The organism is Modestobacter marinus (assembly GCF_011758655.1).
GTDB lineage: Bacteria > Actinomycetota > Actinomycetes > Mycobacteriales > Geodermatophilaceae > Modestobacter > Modestobacter marinus.
The window spans coordinates 881,359-901,495 of record NZ_JAAMPA010000002.1; the positions used below are offsets into that span (position 1 = coordinate 881,359).

At 75.8% G+C, this 20,137-nt stretch carries 23 protein-coding genes; 4 read left to right on the forward strand and 19 right to left on the reverse strand.

All coding sequences use genetic code 11. From position 1 onward, the window contains the following. Nucleotides 1-84: 84 nt before the first annotated feature. The 9 genes from FB380_RS20135 to FB380_RS20175 all read right to left on the reverse strand — a co-directional run bounded on the left by FB380_RS20135 (nucleotide 85) and on the right by FB380_RS20175 (nucleotide 9,857). A complete protein-coding gene (locus tag FB380_RS20135; RefSeq protein ID WP_166757037.1) occupies nucleotides 85-744 on the reverse strand; it encodes a Trp biosynthesis-associated membrane protein in 660 nt (219 codons plus the stop codon). Beyond that, nucleotides 741-2,246, reverse strand: coding sequence for an anthranilate synthase component I (locus FB380_RS20140; protein WP_229682178.1), 1,506 nt, complete (start codon nucleotides 2,244-2,246; stop codon nucleotides 741-743). The genes FB380_RS20135 and FB380_RS20140 overlap by 4 nt, the downstream gene beginning before the upstream one ends. Continuing rightward, entirely contained in the window at nucleotides 2,243-2,617 is a 375-nt protein-coding gene (hisI, locus tag FB380_RS20145; protein ID WP_166757038.1) for a phosphoribosyl-AMP cyclohydrolase, read from the reverse strand. The genes FB380_RS20140 and hisI overlap by 4 nt, the downstream gene beginning before the upstream one ends. A 34-nt stretch (nucleotides 2,618-2,651) precedes the next feature. Further along, nucleotides 2,652-3,083, reverse strand: coding sequence for a hypothetical protein (locus FB380_RS20150; RefSeq protein ID WP_166757039.1), 432 nt, complete (start codon nucleotides 3,081-3,083; stop codon nucleotides 2,652-2,654). Between the two features lie 353 nt (nucleotides 3,084-3,436). Beyond that, on the reverse strand, nucleotides 3,437-5,092 hold the full coding sequence (locus FB380_RS20155) for an FAD-binding dehydrogenase (RefSeq protein WP_166757040.1): 1,656 nt from the start codon (nucleotides 5,090-5,092) through the stop codon (nucleotides 3,437-3,439). A gap of 263 nt (nucleotides 5,093-5,355) precedes the next feature. After that, nucleotides 5,356-5,775 carry a hypothetical protein gene (locus FB380_RS20160; protein ID WP_166757041.1) on the reverse strand — a complete coding sequence of 140 codons (420 nt, stop codon included), beginning with the start codon at nucleotides 5,773-5,775 and terminating at the stop codon, nucleotides 5,356-5,358. 39 nt (nucleotides 5,776-5,814) lie between these two features. After that, nucleotides 5,815-6,246, reverse strand: coding sequence for a hypothetical protein (locus FB380_RS20165; protein WP_166757042.1), 432 nt, complete (start codon nucleotides 6,244-6,246; stop codon nucleotides 5,815-5,817). A gap of 60 nt (nucleotides 6,247-6,306) precedes the next feature. Beyond that, nucleotides 6,307-8,112 (reverse strand): ABC transporter ATP-binding protein, encoded by a 1,806-nt coding sequence (locus FB380_RS20170; protein WP_229682179.1) that lies wholly within the window; start codon nucleotides 8,110-8,112, stop codon nucleotides 6,307-6,309. Then, nucleotides 8,109-9,857, reverse strand: a complete 1,749-nt coding sequence (locus tag FB380_RS20175) for an ABC transporter ATP-binding protein (RefSeq protein WP_229682180.1) — start codon at nucleotides 9,855-9,857, stop codon at nucleotides 8,109-8,111. Before FB380_RS20175 ends, FB380_RS20170 begins: the two co-directional genes overlap by 4 nt. A gap of 232 nt (nucleotides 9,858-10,089) precedes the next feature. Between FB380_RS20175 and FB380_RS20180 the strand changes: the two genes are divergently transcribed. Then, nucleotides 10,090-10,719, forward strand: coding sequence for a TIGR03085 family metal-binding protein (locus tag FB380_RS20180; RefSeq protein WP_166757044.1), 630 nt, complete (start codon nucleotides 10,090-10,092; stop codon nucleotides 10,717-10,719). 19 nt (nucleotides 10,720-10,738) lie between these two features. Here the strand turns inward: FB380_RS20180 and hisF are convergent, their stop codons facing one another. The 4 genes from hisF to FB380_RS20200 are packed head-to-tail and all read right to left on the reverse strand — an operon-like array spanning nucleotide 10,739 to nucleotide 13,541. Further along, nucleotides 10,739-11,533: an imidazole glycerol phosphate synthase subunit HisF gene (gene hisF, locus FB380_RS20185; RefSeq protein ID WP_166757045.1), complete on the reverse strand. Its 795-nt coding sequence runs from the start codon at nucleotides 11,531-11,533 to the stop codon at nucleotides 10,739-10,741. Continuing rightward, nucleotides 11,530-11,919 carry a RidA family protein gene (locus FB380_RS20190; protein ID WP_166757046.1) on the reverse strand — a complete coding sequence of 130 codons (390 nt, stop codon included), beginning with the start codon at nucleotides 11,917-11,919 and terminating at the stop codon, nucleotides 11,530-11,532. The genes hisF and FB380_RS20190 overlap by 4 nt, the downstream gene beginning before the upstream one ends. Next, nucleotides 11,916-12,647 (reverse strand): bifunctional 1-(5-phosphoribosyl)-5-((5-phosphoribosylamino)methylideneamino)imidazole-4-carboxamide isomerase/phosphoribosylanthranilate isomerase PriA, encoded by a 732-nt coding sequence (priA, locus tag FB380_RS20195; protein ID WP_166757047.1) that lies wholly within the window; start codon nucleotides 12,645-12,647, stop codon nucleotides 11,916-11,918. The genes FB380_RS20190 and priA overlap by 4 nt, the downstream gene beginning before the upstream one ends. 9 nt (nucleotides 12,648-12,656) lie before the next feature. Then, nucleotides 12,657-13,541, reverse strand: coding sequence for a helix-turn-helix domain-containing protein (locus tag FB380_RS20200; protein ID WP_166757048.1), 885 nt, complete (start codon nucleotides 13,539-13,541; stop codon nucleotides 12,657-12,659). A gap of 38 nt (nucleotides 13,542-13,579) precedes the next feature. Between FB380_RS20200 and FB380_RS20205 the strand changes: the two genes are divergently transcribed. The 3 genes from FB380_RS20205 to FB380_RS20215 are packed head-to-tail and all read left to right on the forward strand — an operon-like array spanning nucleotide 13,580 to nucleotide 15,545. Then, nucleotides 13,580-14,128: a TIGR03086 family metal-binding protein gene (locus tag FB380_RS20205; RefSeq protein ID WP_166757049.1), complete on the forward strand. Its 549-nt coding sequence runs from the start codon at nucleotides 13,580-13,582 to the stop codon at nucleotides 14,126-14,128. Between the two features lie 33 nt (nucleotides 14,129-14,161). Continuing rightward, nucleotides 14,162-14,761 carry a nitroreductase family protein gene (locus FB380_RS20210; protein WP_166757050.1) on the forward strand — a complete coding sequence of 200 codons (600 nt, stop codon included), beginning with the start codon at nucleotides 14,162-14,164 and terminating at the stop codon, nucleotides 14,759-14,761. Between the two features lie 16 nt (nucleotides 14,762-14,777). Further along, nucleotides 14,778-15,545 carry an SDR family NAD(P)-dependent oxidoreductase gene (locus tag FB380_RS20215; protein WP_166757051.1) on the forward strand — a complete coding sequence of 256 codons (768 nt, stop codon included), beginning with the start codon at nucleotides 14,778-14,780 and terminating at the stop codon, nucleotides 15,543-15,545. Between the two features lie 68 nt (nucleotides 15,546-15,613). Here FB380_RS20215 and hisH read toward each other — a convergent pair whose 3' ends face one another. The 6 genes from hisH to hisD are packed head-to-tail and all read right to left on the reverse strand — an operon-like array spanning nucleotide 15,614 to nucleotide 20,135. Further along, nucleotides 15,614-16,252 carry an imidazole glycerol phosphate synthase subunit HisH gene (hisH, locus tag FB380_RS20220; RefSeq protein ID WP_166757052.1) on the reverse strand — a complete coding sequence of 213 codons (639 nt, stop codon included), beginning with the start codon at nucleotides 16,250-16,252 and terminating at the stop codon, nucleotides 15,614-15,616. A gap of 10 nt (nucleotides 16,253-16,262) precedes the next feature. Next, a complete protein-coding gene (locus tag FB380_RS20225; protein ID WP_208383712.1) occupies nucleotides 16,263-16,892 on the reverse strand; it encodes a nucleotidyltransferase family protein in 630 nt (209 codons plus the stop codon). Beyond that, the gene (locus FB380_RS20230) at nucleotides 16,889-17,065 is read right to left on the reverse strand and encodes a hypothetical protein (protein ID WP_166757053.1); all 177 of its coding nucleotides are present in this window, start codon (nucleotides 17,063-17,065) and stop codon (nucleotides 16,889-16,891) included. Before FB380_RS20230 ends, FB380_RS20225 begins: the two co-directional genes overlap by 4 nt. 27 nt (nucleotides 17,066-17,092) lie before the next feature. Continuing rightward, the gene (hisB, locus tag FB380_RS20235) at nucleotides 17,093-17,689 is read right to left on the reverse strand and encodes an imidazoleglycerol-phosphate dehydratase HisB (protein ID WP_166757054.1); all 597 of its coding nucleotides are present in this window, start codon (nucleotides 17,687-17,689) and stop codon (nucleotides 17,093-17,095) included. Next, a complete protein-coding gene (locus FB380_RS20240; protein WP_166757284.1) occupies nucleotides 17,686-18,813 on the reverse strand; it encodes a histidinol-phosphate transaminase in 1,128 nt (375 codons plus the stop codon). The genes hisB and FB380_RS20240 overlap by 4 nt, the downstream gene beginning before the upstream one ends. Before the next feature lie 5 nt (nucleotides 18,814-18,818). Then, entirely contained in the window at nucleotides 18,819-20,135 is a 1,317-nt protein-coding gene (gene hisD, locus FB380_RS20245; RefSeq protein WP_166757055.1) for a histidinol dehydrogenase, read from the reverse strand. Between the last annotated feature and the right edge of the window lie 2 nt (nucleotides 20,136-20,137).

The following is a 20,137-nucleotide window of genomic DNA, read 5'->3' on the forward strand; positions in this document are numbered from 1 at the left end:
GGTCCGGTTCCGTCCGGGGGGCCGTGCACGGTGCCGGGACGGTCCGGGTGTAGGTGCCGATGACCGACCGGCGCGGACCGGTCCTCAGACCGTCGGGTCGTCCCCGCGGTCCAGTGCCTTCCACGCCGCCTGGTGCCGGTCCTCGTCGGTCTCCGGACGGGCGGGGCGGGCCGGCCGGGCCGGCGCGGCGGTCGTCCCCGCCGGCTGGCCGGTCCGCTCGTACCGTCGCCCCATGCCCGGCCAGTCCCGGCCGCGCAGCACCACCAGGGCCCCCGACAGCACACCGAGCACGCCGGCGACCAGGGCCACCGCGGGCCAGGTGGCCACGGGGTCGATGGACACCTGGGCCTGCCCCAGCCCGACCTCCGACGTCACGCCGGTGGCGTCGAGGTCCAGCGAGCCGGTGACCGCCCGCAGGCCCGACCAGCCGAGCACCCCACCGGAGACCGCCACCAGCAGGCCGACCACCACCCGGCCGGCCCCGCGGACGGCGATGACCGCGACCGCGGCGGCCAGCAGCAGCAGCCCGCAGGCGGCCACCAGCGGGGCGGCCTGGCTGCCGGTCAGCACCTCCGCCGTCGGCGGCAGCGGCGGTTCGCGCACGACCGTGACGTCAGCCCACCGCTCCCCGGACGCGGACAGCGCCAGCCCACCGGAGAGCGCGCACAGTCCGACGGCGACGGTGAGCTCCCGCCGCGCCCGGGACGCGGTCGGCGGTGTGGCGGGAGGGGCTGACCCGCTCACGTCAGCTCCCGCAGCCCCTCCGCGGTGGCGATCGCCGACAGCACGGCCCGGGCCTTGTGCCGGGTCTCGGCCTCCTCGGTGGCCGGGTCGCTGTCGGCCACGATGCCCGCGCCGGCCTGCACGTAGGCGTGGCCGTCGTGCAGCACCGCGGTGCGGATGGCGATCGCCATGTCCATGTCGCCGCTGGCGTCCACGTAGCCGACCGTGCCGGCGTAGAGCGCCCGGCGGGTGGGCTCCAGGGACTCGATGACCTCCATGGCCCGCGGCTTGGGCGCCCCGGAGACGGTGCCGGCCGGGAAGGTCGCGTCGAAGACGTCCAGCGCGTCCCGGTCCGCCGTCACCTGGCCGGCCACCGTGGAGACCAGGTGCATGACGTGGCTGTACCGCTCCACCCGCATGAAGTCGGCGACCTCGACGGTGCCCGGCTCGCTCACCCGGCCCAGGTCGTTGCGGGCCAGGTCGACCAGCATCACGTGCTCGGCCCGCTCCTTGGGGTCGGCCAGCAGCTCCTCGGTGAGCCGCACGTCGTCCTCCGGGGTGGCGCCGCGCGGCCGGGTGCCGGCCGGGGGGTGCACCACGGCCCGCTGCCCCGTCACGGTGACCAGCGCCTCCGGGGAGGAGCCGACGACGTCGAACGGCGACTGCCGCCCGGCGAAGCGCAGCAGGTACATGTACGGCGAGGGGTTGGTGGCCCGCAGCACCCGGTAGAGGTCCAGGGCGTCGACGTCGGTGGCCAGCTCGAAGCGCTGGGCGAGCACCGTCTGGAAGACGTCACCGGCGCGGACGTGCTCGCGCACCCGCTCGACGCCGGCCTCGTACTCCCCGGGCCCCATGTTGCTGGTCACCGGCGGCGCATCGGCGGTCTCGACCGTCGCGACCGCCGGTGGTGCGGCCTCGGCCAGGGCCGCGGCCATCGCGTCGAGCCGGGCGACCGCGTCGTCGTACCCACCCGCTGCACCGCCGAGCACGTTGGCGATGAGCAGCACGGTGCCGTCGGTGTGGTCGAGCACCGCGAGGTCGGTGACCAGCATGAGCGCCAGCTCGGGCATGCCCAGGTCGTCCACGGCGGTCTGCGGCAGCCGCTCCAGCCGGCGCACGACGTCGTAGCCGAGGTAGCCCACCAGCCCGCCGGTCAGCGGCGGCAGACCGGGGGTGCGCGGCGAGCGGAGCCGGCGGGCCAGGGTGCGGACGGCGGCCAGCGGGTCCTCGGGGAGGTCGTCGGTGAGCCCGGGCAGCGGGTCGCCGAGCCACGCCGTCGTCCCGTCCACCTCGGTGAGCACGCCGGCGCTGCGCACGCCGACGAAGCTGTACCGCGACCACTGCTTGCCCTGCTCGGCCGACTCCAGGAGGACGGTGCCCGGGCGGTTGCGGGCCAGCTTGCGGTAGATGCCCACCGCCGTCTCGCTGTCGGCGAGCAGCCGGCGGGTGACCGGGACGACGGGGGCGTCCAGGTGCGCGAACTCGGCGGGGGTCGGGGAGGTGCGGCCCAGCTGCAGGCTCACGCCGGTGCCCCGGGCGTGGCCGGCAGCGGTCGGGAGAAGCAGCTGCGCGTGCCGGTGTGGCAGGCCGGTCCCTCCTGGTCGACGAGGACCAGCAGGGCGTCGCCGTCGCAGTCCAGCCGCACGTCGCGCACCCACTGCCGGTGGCCGGAGGTCTCCCCCTTGACCCAGTACTCGCCGCGGCTGCGGGACCAGTAGGTGGCCCGGCCGGTGGTGAGCGTGCGGTGCAGCGCCTCGTCGTCCATCCAGGCGACCATCAGCACCTCGCCGGTGTCGTGCTGCTGCACGACGGCGGCGACGAGGCCGGCGGGGTCGCGGCGCAGCAGCGTGGCGACGGCGGGGTCCAGGGCGGTGTCGGGGGCAGGGGCGGACATGCGCTGATCGTCCCACCCGGTGCGCTGCGGCCGGTCAGGCCCCGGGCCGGGGCGCTGCTGCGGCCCACTCCTCCCCCGCCGGTGCCGGTGGGCCGGCCCGCCGCGCCCACGCCCGGGCGTCGGGCAGGAAGGTCAGCCCGGCCGCCGCGCCCGCGAGGGCCAGGTAGAGGAGCGGGACGAAGCCGAGGGCGTCCCCGACGGTGCGGGAGGCGAGGTCGTCGAGCACGAGCACCCAGTACAGGCAGAGGGCGAGCTGGACGGCGCAGGCGGCGAGCAGCCACCGGCGGTCGCCGTTCAGCTGCCGCAGCCCGCCGACGACCAGCAGCGTCACCAGGGCGAGCTGGGCCAGCGCCGTCCAGGTGCCGACCCCGGCCGAGGGCCCCCGGGCGAGGCTGAGCAGCGCGCTGAACGCCAGCCCGTAGATCGTGCCGAGCACCACCAGCACCGCCGAGACGAACGCGAGCACCGAGGCGGCGATGACGGTCCCCGGGCGGGCCGGACCCCGGGGCGCGCCCCAGCCCGGCGGCGGCCCCCAGCCCGGCGGACCCCACGCGGGCGGACCCCAGCCCGGCGGCGGGGGCCATCCCGGCGGAGCGGTCCACGGCGGCGGCCCGTAGGTGGAGGGGTGGCCGTGTCCCTGTCCCGGCGGCCCGTAGGACGGCGGGCCGGGCTCCTGCCCCGGCCACCCGTAGGGCGATGGCGGGCCGTGGCCCGGCTGCCCGGGCGCCCCGTGGGCCGGCGGCCGGCCGTGGCCCGGCTGCTGCGGCGGCCCGTAGGACGGCGGGCCGGTGTAGGGCACGGCGTCCCAGTCGGGCGTGGTCACAGCGCCGCCACCAGTGCCCGCCCGGCCACCCGGCCGGAGAAGATGCAGCCGCCGAGGAAGGTGCCCTCCAGCGAGCGGTAGCCGTGCATCCCCCCGCCGCCGAACCCGGCGACCTCCCCGGCCGCGTACAGCCCGGGGAACGGTGCCCCGTCGGCCCGCAGCACCCGGCCGGACAGGTCGGTCTCCAGGCCGCCGAGGGACTTGCGGGTCAGCACGTTCAGCCGGACGGCGATCAGCGGCCCCGCGTCGGGGTCCAGCAGCCGGTGCGGCGCGGCGACCCGGATCAGCTTGTCGCCCAGGAAGGTGCGGGCCTGGCGCATCGCCGTCACCTGCAGGTCCTTGGTGAAGGTGTTGGCGATCTCCCGGTCCCGGGCGACCACCTCCCGCTCCACGGTGGCCAGGTCGACGTGCGGGGAGTCGCCGGTGAGCCGGTTCATCCCGGCCACCAGCTCGGGCAGGGTGCGCTCGACGACGAAGTCCTCGCCGTCGTCCAGGAACCGCTGCACCGGGGCGGCCGCGCCCGGGCGCACCCGGGTGAGCAGCAGCTTGAGGTCCTTGCCCGTCAGGTCGGGGTTCTGCTCGGAGCCGGAGAGGGTGAACTCCTTCTCCACGATCTTCTGGGTGAGCAGGAACCAGGTGTGCTCGTGGCCGGTCGTGCCGATGTGCGCGAGCGTGCCGAGGGTGTCGAAGCCGGGGAACAGCGGCACCGGCAGCCGGGTGCCGGTGGCGTCGAGCCACAGCGAGGAGGGGCCGGGGAGGATCCGGATGCCGTGGTGGGCCCAGATCGGTGAGTGGTTGGCGATGCCCTCGGTGTAGTGCCACATCCGGTCGGGGTTGACCACCCGGCCCCCGGCGCCCTGGGCGATCTCCAGCATCCGGCCGTCGACGTGCGCCGGGACGCCGGAGAGCAGCCGCTTCGGCACCGGGCCCAGCCGCGCCGGCCAGTTCTTGCGCACGAGGTCGTGGTTGCCGCCGATGCCGCCGGAGGTGACGACGACGGCCTGCGCCGCGTACTCGAACTCACCGACCTCGGTGCGGGAGCTGGCGACACCGCGCGGCACGTCGCTGGGCTCCAGGACCGCGCCGCGCACCCCGGTGACCGCGCCGCCGGTGACCACGAGGCCGTCGACCCGGTGCCGGTGCCGGACGTCGACCAGGCCGCGGGCGGCGGCGGCGGCGACCCGGCGCAGGAAGGGGGCGAGCACGCCCGGCCCGGTGCCCCAGGTGATGTGGAAGCGGGGGACGGAGTTGCCGTGCCCGAGCGCGGTGTACCCGCCGCGCTCGGCCCAGCCCACGACCGGGAAGAACCGGACGCCCTGCGCACGCAGCCAGGCACGCTTCTCCCCCGCGGCGAACTGCAGGTAGGCCTCGGCCCACTGGCGGGGCCAGTGGTCCTCCGCGCGGTCGAAGCCGGCGGTGCCCAGCCAGTCCTGCCGGGCCAGCTCCAGGGAGTCCTTCACCCGCAGCCGGCGCTGCTCGGGGCTGTCGACGAGGAACAGCCCACCGAAGGACCAGTGCGCCTGCCCACCGAGGGAGGCGGCCGGTTCCTGGTCCAGCAGCAGCACCCGCTTCCCGGCGTCGGCCAGCTCGGCGGTGGCCACCAACCCGGCCAGCCCCGCCCCCACCACGATCACGTCAGCGTCGTTGCCCACCCCGGGGACGCTAGCCGGGCATCCGCCGCCGGGGCGAGCGACGGCCCGGGACGGCGGCGGCGGGTTCCGGCACCGGCCGGACCGGCGCCGGTGGGGTGGTCAGCGGAGCGCCCGCGCGGACGGTGCCGAGCGGCTGACGATCCACGGTCGGAGCCGGTCGCCTTCCCCGGTCGGCGCCGAGCAGCTGACGGTCGTGGCGGCGGCCGGAGCCGGTCGGGCATGCCCAACAGGTGCGGGACGCCACCCGAGGCCGGGGCGGCCGGTCAACCCGGGGCCTCGTCGGCCGGCCCCGCGGCCCAGCGCCGGGCACCGGCGGAGGACCCCAGCAGCAGGGCCAGGAGCGGGCCGGCCAGCACGAGGGCCAGCGCCTGGACCGTCTCGCCCACCGGCTCGGGCCGGCCTGTCGACGACGCGACCACCAGCAGCGGGTAGCCGACCAGGGTGGCCACCGCGGCCCCCACCTGCAGCCGGTAGCCCCGCCGCCGGGTCGACCGGTGGGCGCCGACCAGGTGCGCGACCGCCAGGGCGAGCAGCACCGGCCAGGACCAGCGCTCCACCCCGTCGAGCTCCGGGGCGTAGCTGACGACGACCACTGACAACGCGATCAGCGGGAGGGCGCTCAGCCCGCCCGCCAGACCGGCGAGGAGCGCGGTCGCCGGGATGTCCTGGTCCGTGTCGGTCACCCTCCGGACGCTAGGGGCGCCGACCGGCGAGCGGGGTGGTCAGCCGCGATCTGTGGACAGCCGGGCAGCCCGACGGGCGGCGACCCAGCCCCGGACGCCGGGCAGCGCGGCCAGCAGCGCCGTCCCCGCCGGCAGCGCCCAGATCAGCGGCATCAGCCCGTCGGAGTCCGCGATCAGCCCCTCCGCGACGATCACCCAGCCGAGCACCCCGGCCAGGGCGGCGGCGGGGAGGAACACCGCCAGCCAGCTGCGGCCGAGCACGAGCAGCACCGCCCCGACGAGCAGCCAGACCGACAGCAGCACCGGGACGGCGACGACCAGCCAGCCGCCGCCGTCGAACCGGCCGTTGGAGAACGCCAGGGCGAGCAGGGCGAACAGGGCGGTCGCCAGCGCGGCGGCGACCGCCAGCGGGACGGCGAGGAGGACCGGCACCGGGGGGCGGCGGCGGACGGGGACGTCGACGGCGGGCACGACCGGCAACCTAGAGCCCGCGAGCCGCCGCTCCCGGCCGCCCCGCCGGGACGGCCGAGGTCAGACCGGCTCGGCCTGCCGGCCGGAGCTGCGCCGCCAGGAGGCGTGCAGCCGGGCGTACGGGCCGTCGGCGTCCACGAGCTCGGCGTGCGTGCCGCGCTGGACCACCCGGCCGGCGTCGACGACCAGCACCTCGTCGGCCCGCTCCGCGGTGGACAGCCGGTGCGCGATGGTCAGCGTGGTGCGCCCGCTGGTGAGCGCGTCCAGCGCCCGGGTCAGCCGCATCTCGGTGGCCGGGTCGACCGCGCTGGTGGCCTCGTCGAGCACCAGCAGGTCCGGGTCGGCCACGTAGGCGCGGGCCACGGCGACCAGCTGCCGCTCCCCCGCCGACAGCGACTCCCCGCGCTGGCCCACCGGCGTGCCGACGCCGTCGGGCAGCCCGGCCAGCCAGTCGCCCAGGCCGAGCTCGTCGAAGGCGGCCCCGATCTGCTGGTCGGTCAGGCCGGGCCGGCCGTAGCGCACGTTGTCCGCCACCGAGGCGTCGAACAGGAAGCCGTCCTGCGGCACCATCACCACCCGCTCGCGCAGCGACGCGAAGGCGACCTGGTCCAGCGGCACGCCGCCGACCAGGACCCGGCCACCGGTGGGGTCCATCAGCCGGGTGACGAGCTTGGCGAACGTCGTCTTGCCCGAACCGGTCTCCCCGACGATCGCGATCCGGGTCCGGGCGGCGATGGTCAGGTCGACGCCGTCCAGCGCTTTGGCGCCACCCGCGGCGTAGGCGAACGAGACGTCGTCGAAGCGCACGTCCAGCGGGCCGTCGGGCAGCGGCCGGCCGTCGGCGGGGTCCTGCACGTCGGGCTCGGTGTCGAGCACGTCGAGGACCCGGCGGAACCCGGCGACGGCGTTCTGCGCCTCGTTGAGCACCTCGCTGGCGGTCTGCACCGGTGCCACGAACAGCGTGACCAGGAACAGGAAGGCGACCAGGGTGCCGGCGGAGATGTCCCCGGCGATGCCGAGCAGCACGCCGACCACGACGACCGCCGCGTTGGCGACGGCGGCGATGAACTCCCCGCTGACGTAGACGCCGGCGGTCACCTTCTGCGCGTGCACCGAGGCGCGGTAGTGCCGGTCGATGGCGCCGTCGATGCGGGCCGCCGTCCGGGCGCGGACGCCGTAGGCGCGCACCGTGGGGGCGCCGACGACCGACTCGCCCACGGCGGCCAGCACGTCGCCGACCCGCTCGCGCACGACGCCGTAGACCTCGGCGAGGCGGCGGGCGAAGAACTTGACCGCCATGCCCAGCGGGACGAAGCAGACCAGCACCAGCAGGGTCAGCTGCCAGGAGTAGACGGCCATGACGACGGTGGCCACGACGAGCTGGCCCACGCTGACCAGCCCGAGCACCCCGCCCCACTGCATGAACACCGACAGCTGGTCGACGTCGCTGGTGACCCGGGAGACCAGCGAGCCCCGCCGCTGGCCCTGCTGGTGCAGCACCGACAGGTCGTGCACGTGCCGGAACGCCCGGACCCGCAGGCCGGCCAGCGCCGTCTCGGTGGTGCGGAACAGCCGCACGTTCATCCGGTAGACGGCGATGCTGGTGACCACCACGACGAGCGCGCAGAGCGCGACCAGGTCCCGGACCAGGTCGATGTCCGGGCCACCGGGTGCGCCCAGCCCGCGGTCCAGGGTCTGCTGCACCGCGATCGGGACGACCACCCGGCCGGCGGTGGCGAGCAGCGCGAGGGCGAAGGTGGCGGGCAGGCCCTGCCGAAACTCCGGCATCATCCGCAGGCCCCGGCGCAGGGTGGCGGTGGCGCTCTCCGCCCGGTGGTCGGTGGCCAGCACCGGCTGGTCGCTCACGCCGACACCCCCGCCGGCTCACGCTCGGCCGGGCCGGGCTCGGGGGGCTGGTAGGCGTGCACGAGCCGGGCGTAGCCGGGCACCTGGGCGAGCAGCTCGGCGTGGGTGCCGCGGGCGACCAGCCGGCCGTTCTCCAGCCAGAGCACCTCGTCGGCCAGCGCGATGGTGGCCTGCCGGTAGGCGACGACGACGACGGTCGCCGGCCGGTCGGCGGCGCGCAGCGCGTCCAGGATCCGGGCCTCCACCGACGGGTCGACGGCGCTGGTCGCGTCGTCCAGGACCAGCAGCCGGGGCCGGCGGACGACGGCACGGGCCAGCGCGAGCCGCTGCCGCTGGCCACCGGAGAGGCTGGCGCCGCGCTCCCCGACCCGGGTGTCCAGGCCGTCGGGGAGCCGGGCGACGAACTCGTCGGCGGCGGCGATCCGCAGCGCCTCGTGGACCTGCTCGTCGGTGTAGGGCCCGCCCAGGGTCACGTTGTCGCGGATGGTGTCGTCGAACAGGAAGGTCGTCTGGGCGACGAAGGCGACCTGGTCGCTGACCTCCCCCTCGCGGAGGGTGCGCAGGTCGACGCCGTCGAGCTGCACCGCCCCGGCGTCCGGGTCGGTCAGCCGGACCAGCAGCCCAACGAGGGTGGACTTGCCGGCGCCGGTCGGGCCGACGACGGCGAGCGTGCGCCCGGCGCCGACCTCGAAGCCGACGCCGTCCAGGGTCGGCCGGGTGGCGCCGGGGTAGCGGAAGCCGACGTCGGTCAGGGCGAGCACGGCGCCCTGGTCGCCGGACGGCGCGGCATCGGGGCCGTGCGGGATCTCGCCGGTGGCCTCCAGCACGGGGGTGACCCGGTCGAAGCCGGCCATCGCCCGGGGCAGGTCGGCCAGCACCCAGCCGATGGCGCGGATCGGCAGCGCCAGCAGGGTGAACAGGTAGGCGATGGAGACCAGGTCGCCGGCGTCGGCGGCGCCGGCCGCGACCCGCTGGGCCCCGATCAGCAGGACGGCCAGGGTGCCCAGGTTCGGCAGCGCCTCCATCAGCGGGTCGAACAGGCCACGGACCCGGCCGACCGCGATCAGCCCGTCGCGCAGCTCGTCGGCCTTGGCCGCGAAACGGGTGGTCTCGGTGGTCTCCCGGCCCAGCGTCTTGACCACGAGGGCGGCGTCGAAGCTCTCGTGGGCGATCTCGCTGACCTCGGCCCGGAGCTGCTGGGCGCGGGCCATCCGGGGCGACATGACCTGGCTGTAGACGGCGTTCATCACGAACACCAGCGGGAAGACGACCAGCCCGACCAGGGCCAGCAGGGGGTCGGTGAGCACCAGGGCGACGCTGGTGATGGCGACCATCACCAGGGCGCCGCAGGCGAAGGGCAGCGGCGCGACGAAGAACCAGGCCGACTCGACGTCGGAGTTGGCGTTGGAGAGCAGCTGGCCGGTGGGGTGCTGCTGGTGCCAGGACAGCGGCAGCCGGAGGTACTGGCCGGTGACCCGGCGGCGGTAGTCGGCCTGCAGCCGGTAGGACATCATCCCGGCGAACAGCCGCCGGCCGATGATGCCGATGATCTTGAGGACGGCGACGACCAGGATCGCCAGCGCGGCGAGCGTGAGGGCGGCCGTGGTGGTGGCCCCCTCGTCGAAGGCCGGCAGCAGCACCCGGTCGGTGATCCCGCCGATCACGTACGCGCTGGCGACGGTCATCCCGCCGTAGAGGCTGCTGCCCAGGAACGCGAGCACGAAGATGCCCGGTTGCTCGCGCACGGCGCGGCGCACGTGACGGAGCCCGCGCCGGACGACGGCGTCTCTGCGGCGCGGCACAGGTGTCCTCCAGGGGGTCGGGCGGTGGATGCGGCCAGCCTACTCGCGTTGCTTAGGCGCCCTAACGGAATTGCCGCCGGGCGCCCACCGGCCCGGCACGACCGGTCCGCGGTACCGGTCACGAGCTGGTCTCGTCGGCGGGCCCCCGGTGCCGCAACGGCGATAACCTCGGTCCGTGCCGACCTCCGCCGTGCCCGTGTCGCAGTCGGAGCGGGCCGCCCTGGCCGACCTGCTGGAGCAGCTGGGGCCCGACCGGCCGACCTGCTGCGAGGGCTGGGCGACCCAGGACATGGCCGCCCACCTGGTCGTGCGCGACCGCCGCCCCGACGCCATGCCGGGCTTCGTGCTGGGCGGGCCGTTCGCCAGGTGGACCGGCAGGGTGCACGGCCGCGCCCGCGCGCGGCAGGACTACGACCGGCTGGTCGACGAGCTGCGGTCCGGGCCGCCGGCGTGGGTGCCGACGTCCTGGCCGGCGGTGGACCGGCTGGTCAACACCGCGGAGATGGTGATCCACCACGAGGACGTCCGGCGGGCCCAGCCCGGGTGGGCGCCCCGGGAACTGCCCCGGACGGTGCAGGACCAGCTGTGGCGGAGCGTCCCGGTCCTGGCCCGCGGCCGCGCCTCGCAGCGGCCGACCGCCGGCCTGCTGGTGCGGCGCAGCGACGTCCCCGACGGCTCGGCCGGCAGCGAGCGCCGGCTGCACGACGGCGAGCCGACGACGACGGTGACCGGGGCCCCGCTGGAGGTGCTGCTCTGGGTGAGCGGCCGCCGCGAGGTCGCCTGCGTGGACCTCACCGTCGACTGACCGCGAGCCAGCCGGCCGCTCACCCGAGCGGGCGGTCGGCCTCCTGCCGGATCGGCACCCCGGCGGCGGCGAGGCCCTGCTTGACGTCGCCGACCCGCAGCTGGCCGAAGTGGAAGACGCTGGCCGCCAGGACCGCGTCGGCGCCGGCCGCCACCGCCGGCGGGAAGTGGTCGACCGCGCCCGCTCCCCCGCTGGCGATCAGCGGCACGGTGACCTCGCGGCGCACCGCGGAGATCAGGTCGGTGTCGAAGCCGGTGCGGGTGCCGTCGGCGTCCATCGAGTTCAGCAGCACCTCACCGACGCCCAGCTGCGCGGCCTGCACCACCCACTCCACGGCGTCCCGGCCGGTGCCGCGGCGGCCGCCGTGGGTGGTGACCTCGAAGCCGGAGTCGGTCCGCGCGCCGTCACGCACCCGGCGGGCGTCCAGGGACAGCACGAGCACCTGGTTGCCGAACCGGTCGGCGATCTCGGCGATGAGCTCCGGCCGGGTGACCGCCGCGGTGTTCACCGCGATCTTGTCCGCGCCGTTGCGCAGCAGCCGGTCGACGTCGGCGACGCTGCGCACCCCACCCCCGACGGTCAGCGGGATGAAGACGCTCTCCGCGGTGCGCCGGACGACGTCGTAGGTCGTCTCCCGGTCACCGGAGCTCGCGGTGATGTCCAGGAAGGTCAGCTCGTCGGCGCCCTCGGCGTCGTAGACCCGGGCCATCTCCACCGGGTCACCGGCGTCGACCAGGTCGACGAAGTTGACGCCCTTCACCACCCGGCCGGCGTCGACGTCCAGGCAGGGGATCACCCGCACGGCCAGGCTCACGCCGCACCCCGTACTGCGTCCGCCTCGACCTCGACCAGCATCGCGGGGTCGATCAGCGCGGCGACCTGCACCATCGCGGTGGCCGGCCGGACGTCGCCGAAGAACTCCCCGTGCACGCGTCCGACCTCCTCCCAGCGGCTGATGTCGGTGACGTACACGCGGGTGCGGACGACGTCGCCGAGGGCGAACCCGGCGTCGGCGAGCGCCCGCGCGATGGTGCTGAGCGCGACCCGGGTCTGGGCGCCGGCGTCTCCGGGGTGCGCCACCTGACCGTCCACGGTCGCCGTGGTGCCGCTGACGTACGCGGTGTCCCCGGCGACGACGACCCGGCTGTAGCCGACCACCGCCTCCCAGGGGGCTCCCGAGCCCAGCCGGAGCGCGGTCATGCCAGCTCCCCGGTCAGCGCGAGCGCCTCGGGCAACGTGAACTGGCCGGCGTAGAGCGCCTTGCCGACGATCGAGCCCTCGACGCCGATGCCGGTCAGCCCGGCCAGCGCGCGGATGTCGTCCAGCGAGCTGACGCCCCCGGAGGCGATCACCGGGCGCGGGGTGGCGGCGCAGACCTCGCGCAGCAGCTCCAGGTTCGGGCCGCGCAGCGTGCCGTCCTTGGTGATGTCGGTGACCACGTAGCGGGCGCAGCCCTCGGCGTCCAGCCGGGCGAGGGTCTCGTACAGCTCGCCGCCCTCCTTGGTCCAGCCGCGGGCGGCCAGCCGGGTGCCGCGCACGTCCAGGCCGACGGCGACCCGGTCGCCGTGCTCGGCGATCGCCCGCGCGCACCACTCCGGGGACTCCAGCGCCGCGGTGCCCAGGTTGACCCGGCGGCAGCCGGTGGACAGTGCCGCGGCCAGCGACTCGTCGTCCCGGATGCCACCGGAGAGCTCCACGTCGACGTCCAGCTGCCCGACCACGCGGGCCAGCAGCTCCCGGTTCGAGCCACGCCCGAAGGCGGCGTCCAGGTCGACCAGGTGCACCCACTCGGCGCCGTCGCGCTGCCAGGCCAGGGCCGCCTCGAGCGGGTCGCCGTAGGAGGTCTCGCTGCCGGCCTCCCCCTGGACCAGGCGGACGGCGAGGCCGTCGGCGACGTCGACGGCGGGGAGCAGCTGGAGCTTCGGCACGTGCACAGCCTAGGAGACGGGCGGCCGGGCCCCGCGCGAGCTGCCGGCCGCGTACCGGGCGGCGAACTGCCCGGGTGGGACGCCGGTGACCCGGGCGAAGTCGCGGGTGAGGTGGGCCTGGTCGGCGTAGCCGAGCGACGCCGCCACCCCGGCGAGGCCGGCCGGGCCCTCGCGCAGCCGCTCGGCGGCCTCCTGCAGCCGCCTCCGCTGGATCAGCCACTTCGGGGTCAGCCCGAGCCGGCGGTGGACCAGCCGCTGCAGGGCCCGCTCGGAGAGGCCGAAGCGCTCGCAGACCTGGGCGACGCGGAGGACCTCCCGGTCGCCCTCCACGTAGGCCACCACCCGGTTGACCAGCTCCCCGTCGGCGTCGACCGGCAGCAGCGGCCGCAGCGCGTCCCCGAAGGCGTCCATGGCGGCGGCGTGCGCGGCCGGCGCGTGCGGGTCGGGGGCCATCGCGGCGCGGACCCGGGCCGTCAGGGTCTCCCCCGCCGGGCCGAGCACCTCGGCGACGTCGACGTGCCGGTCGGTGTGGTCGCTCATCGGCCCGCCGGCGACGAGGAAGCCGGCGGCCGGTGCGCACATGACGCCGACCGCCCAGCCGGTGCCGGTCAGCGTCGTGGTGGACAGCCCGGAGACCACGCCGTAGAAGCGGGCGTAGTCGGCGGACACGACGACGAGGGACACCGGGTACTGCAGCACCCGCTGCGGGGCTTCCTGCCCCGGGGGCACCGACCAGACCGGGATCCAGAACCGTTGCAGCAGCCCGTCGAACGCGGGGTCCGCCGGGTACCGGTGGATGACGTGCGAGGCGTCGCCCGGGTCCTTCAGGTGGGCACGCTCGACGGGGTCCCGCGGGGTCGCGTCCCCGGCCGGGGACGGGCTGTCGGCTTTCATCAAGACCGAGCCTCCCGCACGCTCCTACGTTCCCGGGCATGACCTCTCCCGCCACGAGCTACGCCGCAGCCGACCGTCCCCTCACCGCGTTGCTGGACACCGTGCCCCCGACCGGCTGGTCCCGCCCGTCCCCGTGCGACGGCTGGACCGCCGCCGACGTCGTCGGGCACCTGATCGGCACCCAGCGGCACTTCCTCGGCACGCACGGCGTGGACCTGGGCGAGGCACCGGACGTCGCCGCCGACCCGGCGCTCGCCTGGCGCCGGCACGCCGAACGGGTCACCCGCGTCGCGTCCGACGAGACCGTCGCCGCCCGGGAGTTCGACGGCCACTTCGGCCGCACCACGGTCGGCGCCGCCCTCGTCCAGTTCTACGTGTGGGACATGGTCGTGCACCGCTGGGACGTCGCCCGCGCCGTCGGCGCCGACGCCGGCCTCACCGACGAGGAGCTGGACCGGATCGAGACCGGCGCCGACGGCTTCGGACCCGCCCTCCACATGGACGGCGTCTGCCGTCCGGCCCTGGACGTGCCCGCGGACGCCGACCGGCGGACGCGCGCGCTGGCCCGGCTCGGCCGCAGCGCCTGACCGCCCGCGGCGGCCGTGCGGCAGGCTGACGCCGTGGAGTTCGCTGACGTCGTCCGCCGCCGGCGCATGGTGCGGGACTACGACCCCGACCGGCCGGTGCCCCCCGAGGTGCGCGAGCGGCTGCTCGAGCACGCGATCCGGGCGCCGTCGGCCGGGTTCAGCCAGGGCTGGGCGTTCCTGGTGCTGGAGACGCCGGAGGAACGGGACCGCTTCTGGGCGGCGACCACCGGGCCCGGTGCCCCCGACGGCTGGCTGACCCGGATGCGCCGGGCACCGCTGCTGGTCGTGCCGCTGTCGCACAAGGCCGCCTACCTGGAGCGCTACGCGGAGCCCGACAAGGGCTGGACCGACCGCGACGAGGCCCGCTGGCCGGTGCCCTACTGGGACGTCGACACCGGGATGGCCTCGCTGCTGATGCTGCTCACCGCGGTCGACGAGGGGCTGGGCGCCTGCTTCTTCGGCGTGCCACCCGAACGGATCGACGGCTTCCGCGAGGCGTTCGGCGTACCGGCGGCCTACACCCCGATCGGCTGCATCTCGGTCGGCTACCCCGGCAGCGAGGACAAGCGGTCGCCGTCGCTGAAGCGTGGGCGGCGGGGGCTGGACGAGGTCGTGCACCGGGGCAGCTGGTGACTGGTTGACTCCCCCCGTGGCCCCGCAGACCCCGAGTTCCCGCGCCGTCCTGGTGACTGGCGCCTCCCGCGGCATCGGCCGCGCGATCGCGCTGGCGTTCGCCGGCCAGGGCGACCGGGTGGCGGTGCACTGGGGTGGGTCCCGCGAACGGGCCGAGCAGGTGCTCGCCGAGCTGCCCGGCGACGGGCACGTGCTGGTGCAGGCCGACCTGACCGACCCCGACGCCGTCGGGCGGATGGTCGACGAGGCCGCCGCGGCGCTGGGTGGGTTGCACGTGCTGGTCAACAACGCCGGCGTCTTCACCGCCCACCCGCCGCTGGAGACCAGCTACGACGAGTGGCAGGCGGCCTGGCAGCACACCCTCGCGGTCAACCTCGTCGGCCCGGCCAACGCGACCTTCCGCGCGCTGCCGCACCTGATCGCCGCCGGTGGCGGCGCGGTGGTCAACGTCTCCAGCAGGGGCGCCTTCCGCGGGGAGCCGGCCAACCCCGCCTACGGCGCGTCCAAGGCGGGGCTCAACGCCTTCGGCCAGTCGATGGCACTCGCGCTGGCCCCGCACGGCATCACGGTGGGCACCGTGGCGCCGGGCTTCGTGCAGACGGAGATGGCCCGGGAGGTCCTCGACGGCCCGGGCGGGGACGCCGTCCGCGCGCAGTCGCCCTACGGCCGGGTCGCCGACCCGGCGGAGGTCGCCTCCGCGGTGCTGTGGCTGGCCTCCCCCGGCGCCCGCTTCTCCACCGGCACGATCATCGACGTCAACGGCGCCAGCTACCTGCGCAGCTGAAGAAGGACCCCACTGCCCCCCACCACTCGCAAGCTCGCGGCGGGCCCCTGCAGCGGGGCCAGGGAGGCTCAGTCGAGGGTGGCGAGCCAGTTGGTGAGCAGCTGGGCGCCGGCGTCGCCGCTCTTCTCGGGGTGGAACTGGGTCGCCGACAGCGGCCCGTTCTCCACGCCGGCGACGAACCGGTCGCCGTGCTCAGCCCAGGTGACCGCCGGCGGGGTCAGCCGGCCGGTGACACCGGGCTCGGCGAGCGGGAACTCCCGCACCCCGTAGGAGTGCACGAAGTAGAAGCGCTGCCCCTCCAGGCCGGCGAACAGCGTCGACCCCTCCGGGGCCTCCACCGTGTTCCAGCCCATGTGGGGCAGCACGGGGGCGTGCAGCTGCTCCACGACGCCGGGCCACTCCCCGCAGCCCTCGGTGTCCTGGCCGTGCTCGACGCCCCGCTCGAACAGGATCTGCATGCCCACGCAGATGCCGAGCACCGGACGCCCGCCGGCCAGCCGGCGGCCGATGACCTTCGGCCCGTCGACGGCGCGCAGCCCGTCCATGCAGGCGGCGTAGGCGCCCACCCCGGGGACGACGAGACCGTCGGCCGCCAGGGCGGCCTCCGGGTCGGCGGACACGGTGACGTCCGCGCCGACCCGGGTCAGTGCCCGCTCGGCCGAACGCAGGTTGCCCGACCCGTAGTCGAGGACGACGACCTTCTTCACAGCTGCCACGCTACCCACCAGCTCCGGACGGGTCCGCGGTGTTCCACGGCAGCACTGTGAGCTGCGGCCACTCGGCCAGCCAGCGGGCCGCCTTGGTCTCGTACACGTGCCGGGGCGCCAGCCGCCGGTTCGGCCGCACGACCATCCCGAACAGGTCGTCCAGCCCCCGCGGCGCGTAGACCTCCGGGTCCGCGGCACCGGCGCGCACGCCGACCATGCAGCAGACGGCCGCGAAGGAGTCGATCGCGTCGCGGCAGTCGCGGAACGGCGCCGGGGCCGGGCCGCCGAACCGCTGCGCGTACCAGAGGTGCACCCGGGCCTCGTTCCGCACCTCGACCGGCACCGGGAGGTCGCCGAAGAGCTCGGCGGCCCGGCGGATGACGGCGTCCTCGGCGTCCCAGGAGGTGTCCGGGTCGAAGTAGAAGAGGTCGGCGTCGCGCACGCCGGCGTCGGCGGGACGGCCGGTCAGCCCGTTCCACACCGACTGGAACAGCACCCCCGCCGTCAGCCACAGGTCCGGCACGCCCAGCGTGGGCGCCCGCTCCAGCACCGCGGTCACCGTCGGGTTCGCCGTGACCAGCGCGAGGAGGCGGGACTCGTCCGCGCCGGGCACGGGGCGCGGCGGACGTGCCCCGCTCACACCAGGTAGAGCACCCCGGCCGCCGTCGCCAGCAGCGCCGCGACCAGCAGGACGACGGCGAAGGCCACCTGCACCCCGGTCCGCCCGTCGGTGTCGGAGTCGGCCTTGAAGATGCTGTACGCGCCGCCGAGCAGGAACCCGCCGACGACCAGGAGTGCGACGCCGAAGGTCACGAGGTCACGCCGCCGGAGGGCACGAGGTCACAGAGCGCCCTTGGTCGAGGGCACGTCGGTGACCCGCGGGTCGAGCGCGACGGCGGTGCGCAGCGCGCGGGCCAGGGCCTTGAACTGGCCCTCGACGATGTGGTGGGCGTCCCGGCCGGCGTAGAGCACCCGCACGTGCAGGCTGATCCGTGCGTTGAACGCGAAGGACTCCAGCACGTGCTTGGTCAGGCTGGTCGGGTAGTCCGCCCCGATCATCGGCGTCATGTTCTCGGGCTCGGCGTGCACGAAGTACGGCCGGCCGGAGAGGTCGACGGCGGCCTGCACCAGCACCTCGTCCATCGGGATGGTGGCGTCGCCGTAGCGGGTGATGCCGCGCTTGTCGCCGAGCGCCTCGGCGAAGGCCTGGCCCAGCGCGATGGCGACGTCCTCGACCGTGTGGTGGGCGTCGATGTGCAGGTCACCGTCGGCGTGGACGGTCAGGTCGATGCCGCTGTGCTTGGACAGCGCGGTGAGCATGTGGTCGTAGAACCCGACGCCGGTGGCGACGTCCGCCGCACCCGTGCCGTCGAGGTCGACCTCGACCACGAGCTTGGTCTCCTTGGTCGTGCGTTCGACCCGTGCAGTGCGGTTCATGCCGTCGATCCTCCCAGAGAGCTGCGGTGCGCCGGTGCGACCTCACCCAGCGCGGTGAGGAACGCGTCGGTCTCCTCGGTGGTGCCGGCGGTGACCCGCAGCCAGCCGGGCAGGCCGACGTCACGCACGAGGACGCCGCGGTCCAGCAGCGCCTGCCAGGCCGCGCCGGCGTCGGCGAAGTGCCCGAACAGCACGAAGTTTGCGTCGCTGGGCACGCTGGTCAGCCCCATGCCCGGCAGCGCCTCGACGATCCGGTCGCGCTCGGCGCGCACCAGGTCGACCGTGGCCAGCAGCTGCTCGGTGTGCGCCAGCGCCGCCCGCGCCGCGGCCTGGGTCAGGGAGCTGAGGTGGTACGGCAGCCGGACGAGCTGGAGGGCCTCGACGACGCCTGCGTCGGCGGCCAGGTAGCCCAGCCGCAGCCCCGCCATGCCGAAGGCCTTGCTCATCGTGCGGCTGACGATCAGCCTGGGGCGCCCGGGCAGCAGCGAGAGCGCCGAGACCGTGCCGGTGCGGGCGAACTCGGTGTAGGCCTCGTCGACGACCAGCACGCCGGCGCCGTCGTCGTAGCTGGTCGCCTCGTACAGCGCGGCGATGGTGTCCAGCTCGACCGCGGTGCCGGTCGGGTTGTTCGGGCTGGTCACGAAGACGACGTCGGGCCGCACCTCGCGCACCTGGGCGGCAGCCGCCGCCGGGTCGATGGTGAAGTCGGGGCGGCGGTGCCCGTCGACCCAGGCGGTGCCGGTGCCCGCGCTGAGGATCGGGTGCATCGAGTAGGACGGCGTGAAGCCCAGCGCCGTCCGGCCGGCGCCGCCGAAGGTCTGCAGCACCTGCTGGAGCACCTCGTTGGAGCCGTTGGCCGCCCACACCTGCGCGGGCTCCACCTGCTCGCCGCTGGTCCGGGTCAGGTAGCCGGCCAGGTCGGCCCGCAGCGCCGTGGCGTCCCGGTCGGGGTAGCGGTTCAGGCCGCTGGCCGCCTCGGCCAGCGCCACCTGCAGGTCCGCCAGCAGCGCCGGGGGCAACGGGTGGGGGTTCTCGTTGGTGTTGAGCCGGTGCTCGGCCGGTGGCTGCGGCGCGCCGTACGGCGACCGGCCACGCAGCTCCGGCCGCAACGGGAGCGCCTCCATCGCCGTCACGACCGGGACGGCGACTGCTGCCGGGCCCGCACCGCAGCGGCGTGCGCCGGCAGGTCCTCGGCTCCGGCCAGCGCGTCGATGTGCGGGGCGACCTCGGCGAGGGCCTGCTCGTCGTACTCCACGACGTGGATGCCGCGCAGGAACGACTGGACGCTCAGCCCGCTGGAGTGCCGGGCGCAGCCGCCGGTGGGCAGCACGTGGTTGGAGCCGGCGGCGTAGTCGCCGAGGGAGACCGGCGCCCACGGCCCGACGAAGACCGCCCCGGCGTTGCGCACCCGCATCGCCACCTCGCGGGCGTCGCGGGTCTGGATCTCCAGGTGCTCGGCGGCGTAGGCGTCGACCACGGCCAGCCCGGCGTCCAGGTCGTCGACCAGGACGATGCCCGACTGGGTGCCGCCGAGGGCGGTGGTGATCCGGTCGCTGTGCTTGGTGGCGGCCACCTGGCCGGGCACCAGGTCCAGGACGGCGTCGGCGAGCTCCTCGCTGGTGGTCACCAGCACCGCACCGGCCAGCGGGTCGTGCTCGGCCTGGCTGATCAGGTCGGCGGCGACGTGCACCGGGTCGGCGGTGTCGTCGGCCAGGACGGCGACCTCGGTGGGGCCGGCCTCGGAGTCGATGCCGATCAGCCCGCGCAGCAGCCGCTTGGCCGCGGTCGTGTAGACGTTGCCCGGCCCGGTGACCAGGTCGACCGGCGCACAGGGGCCCGCGCCGTAGCCGAAGACGGCGATCGCCTGGGCCCCGCCGACCGCGTACACCTCGGTGACGCCCAGCAGCGCGCACGCCGCCAGCACCCCGGGGTCGGGCAGGCCGCCGTTGTCCCGCTGCGGTGGGCTGGCCACCGCGATCGAGGTGACCCCGGCCAGCTGCGCCGGGACGACGTTCATCACCACCGAGCTCAGCAGCGGCGCCAGCCCGCCGGGCACGTAGAGCCCGACCCGACGCACCGGCACCCAGCGCTCGGTGACCGTGCCGCCGCGGACCACGTCGGTGGTCACGTCGGTGCGGCGCTGGTCGGCGTGCACGATCCGCACCCGGCGGATCGACTCCTCCAGCGCGGCGCGGACGGCGGGGTCGACGGTGGCCAGCGCCTCGTCCAGCGCGGCCTGCGGCACGGCCAGGTCGGGGACGTCGACGCCGTCCAGCCGGGCGGTGATCTCGCGGACCGCCTCGGCGCCGCGCAGCCGCACGTCCTCGCAGATGGGCCGGACGACGTCCAGCACCGAGTCGATGTCGACCCCGGCGCGGGGCAGCAACTGGGCGAGCTCACGCGGCCCGGGCAGAGCAGGACCACGCAGGTCGATGCGGGACAGCACGG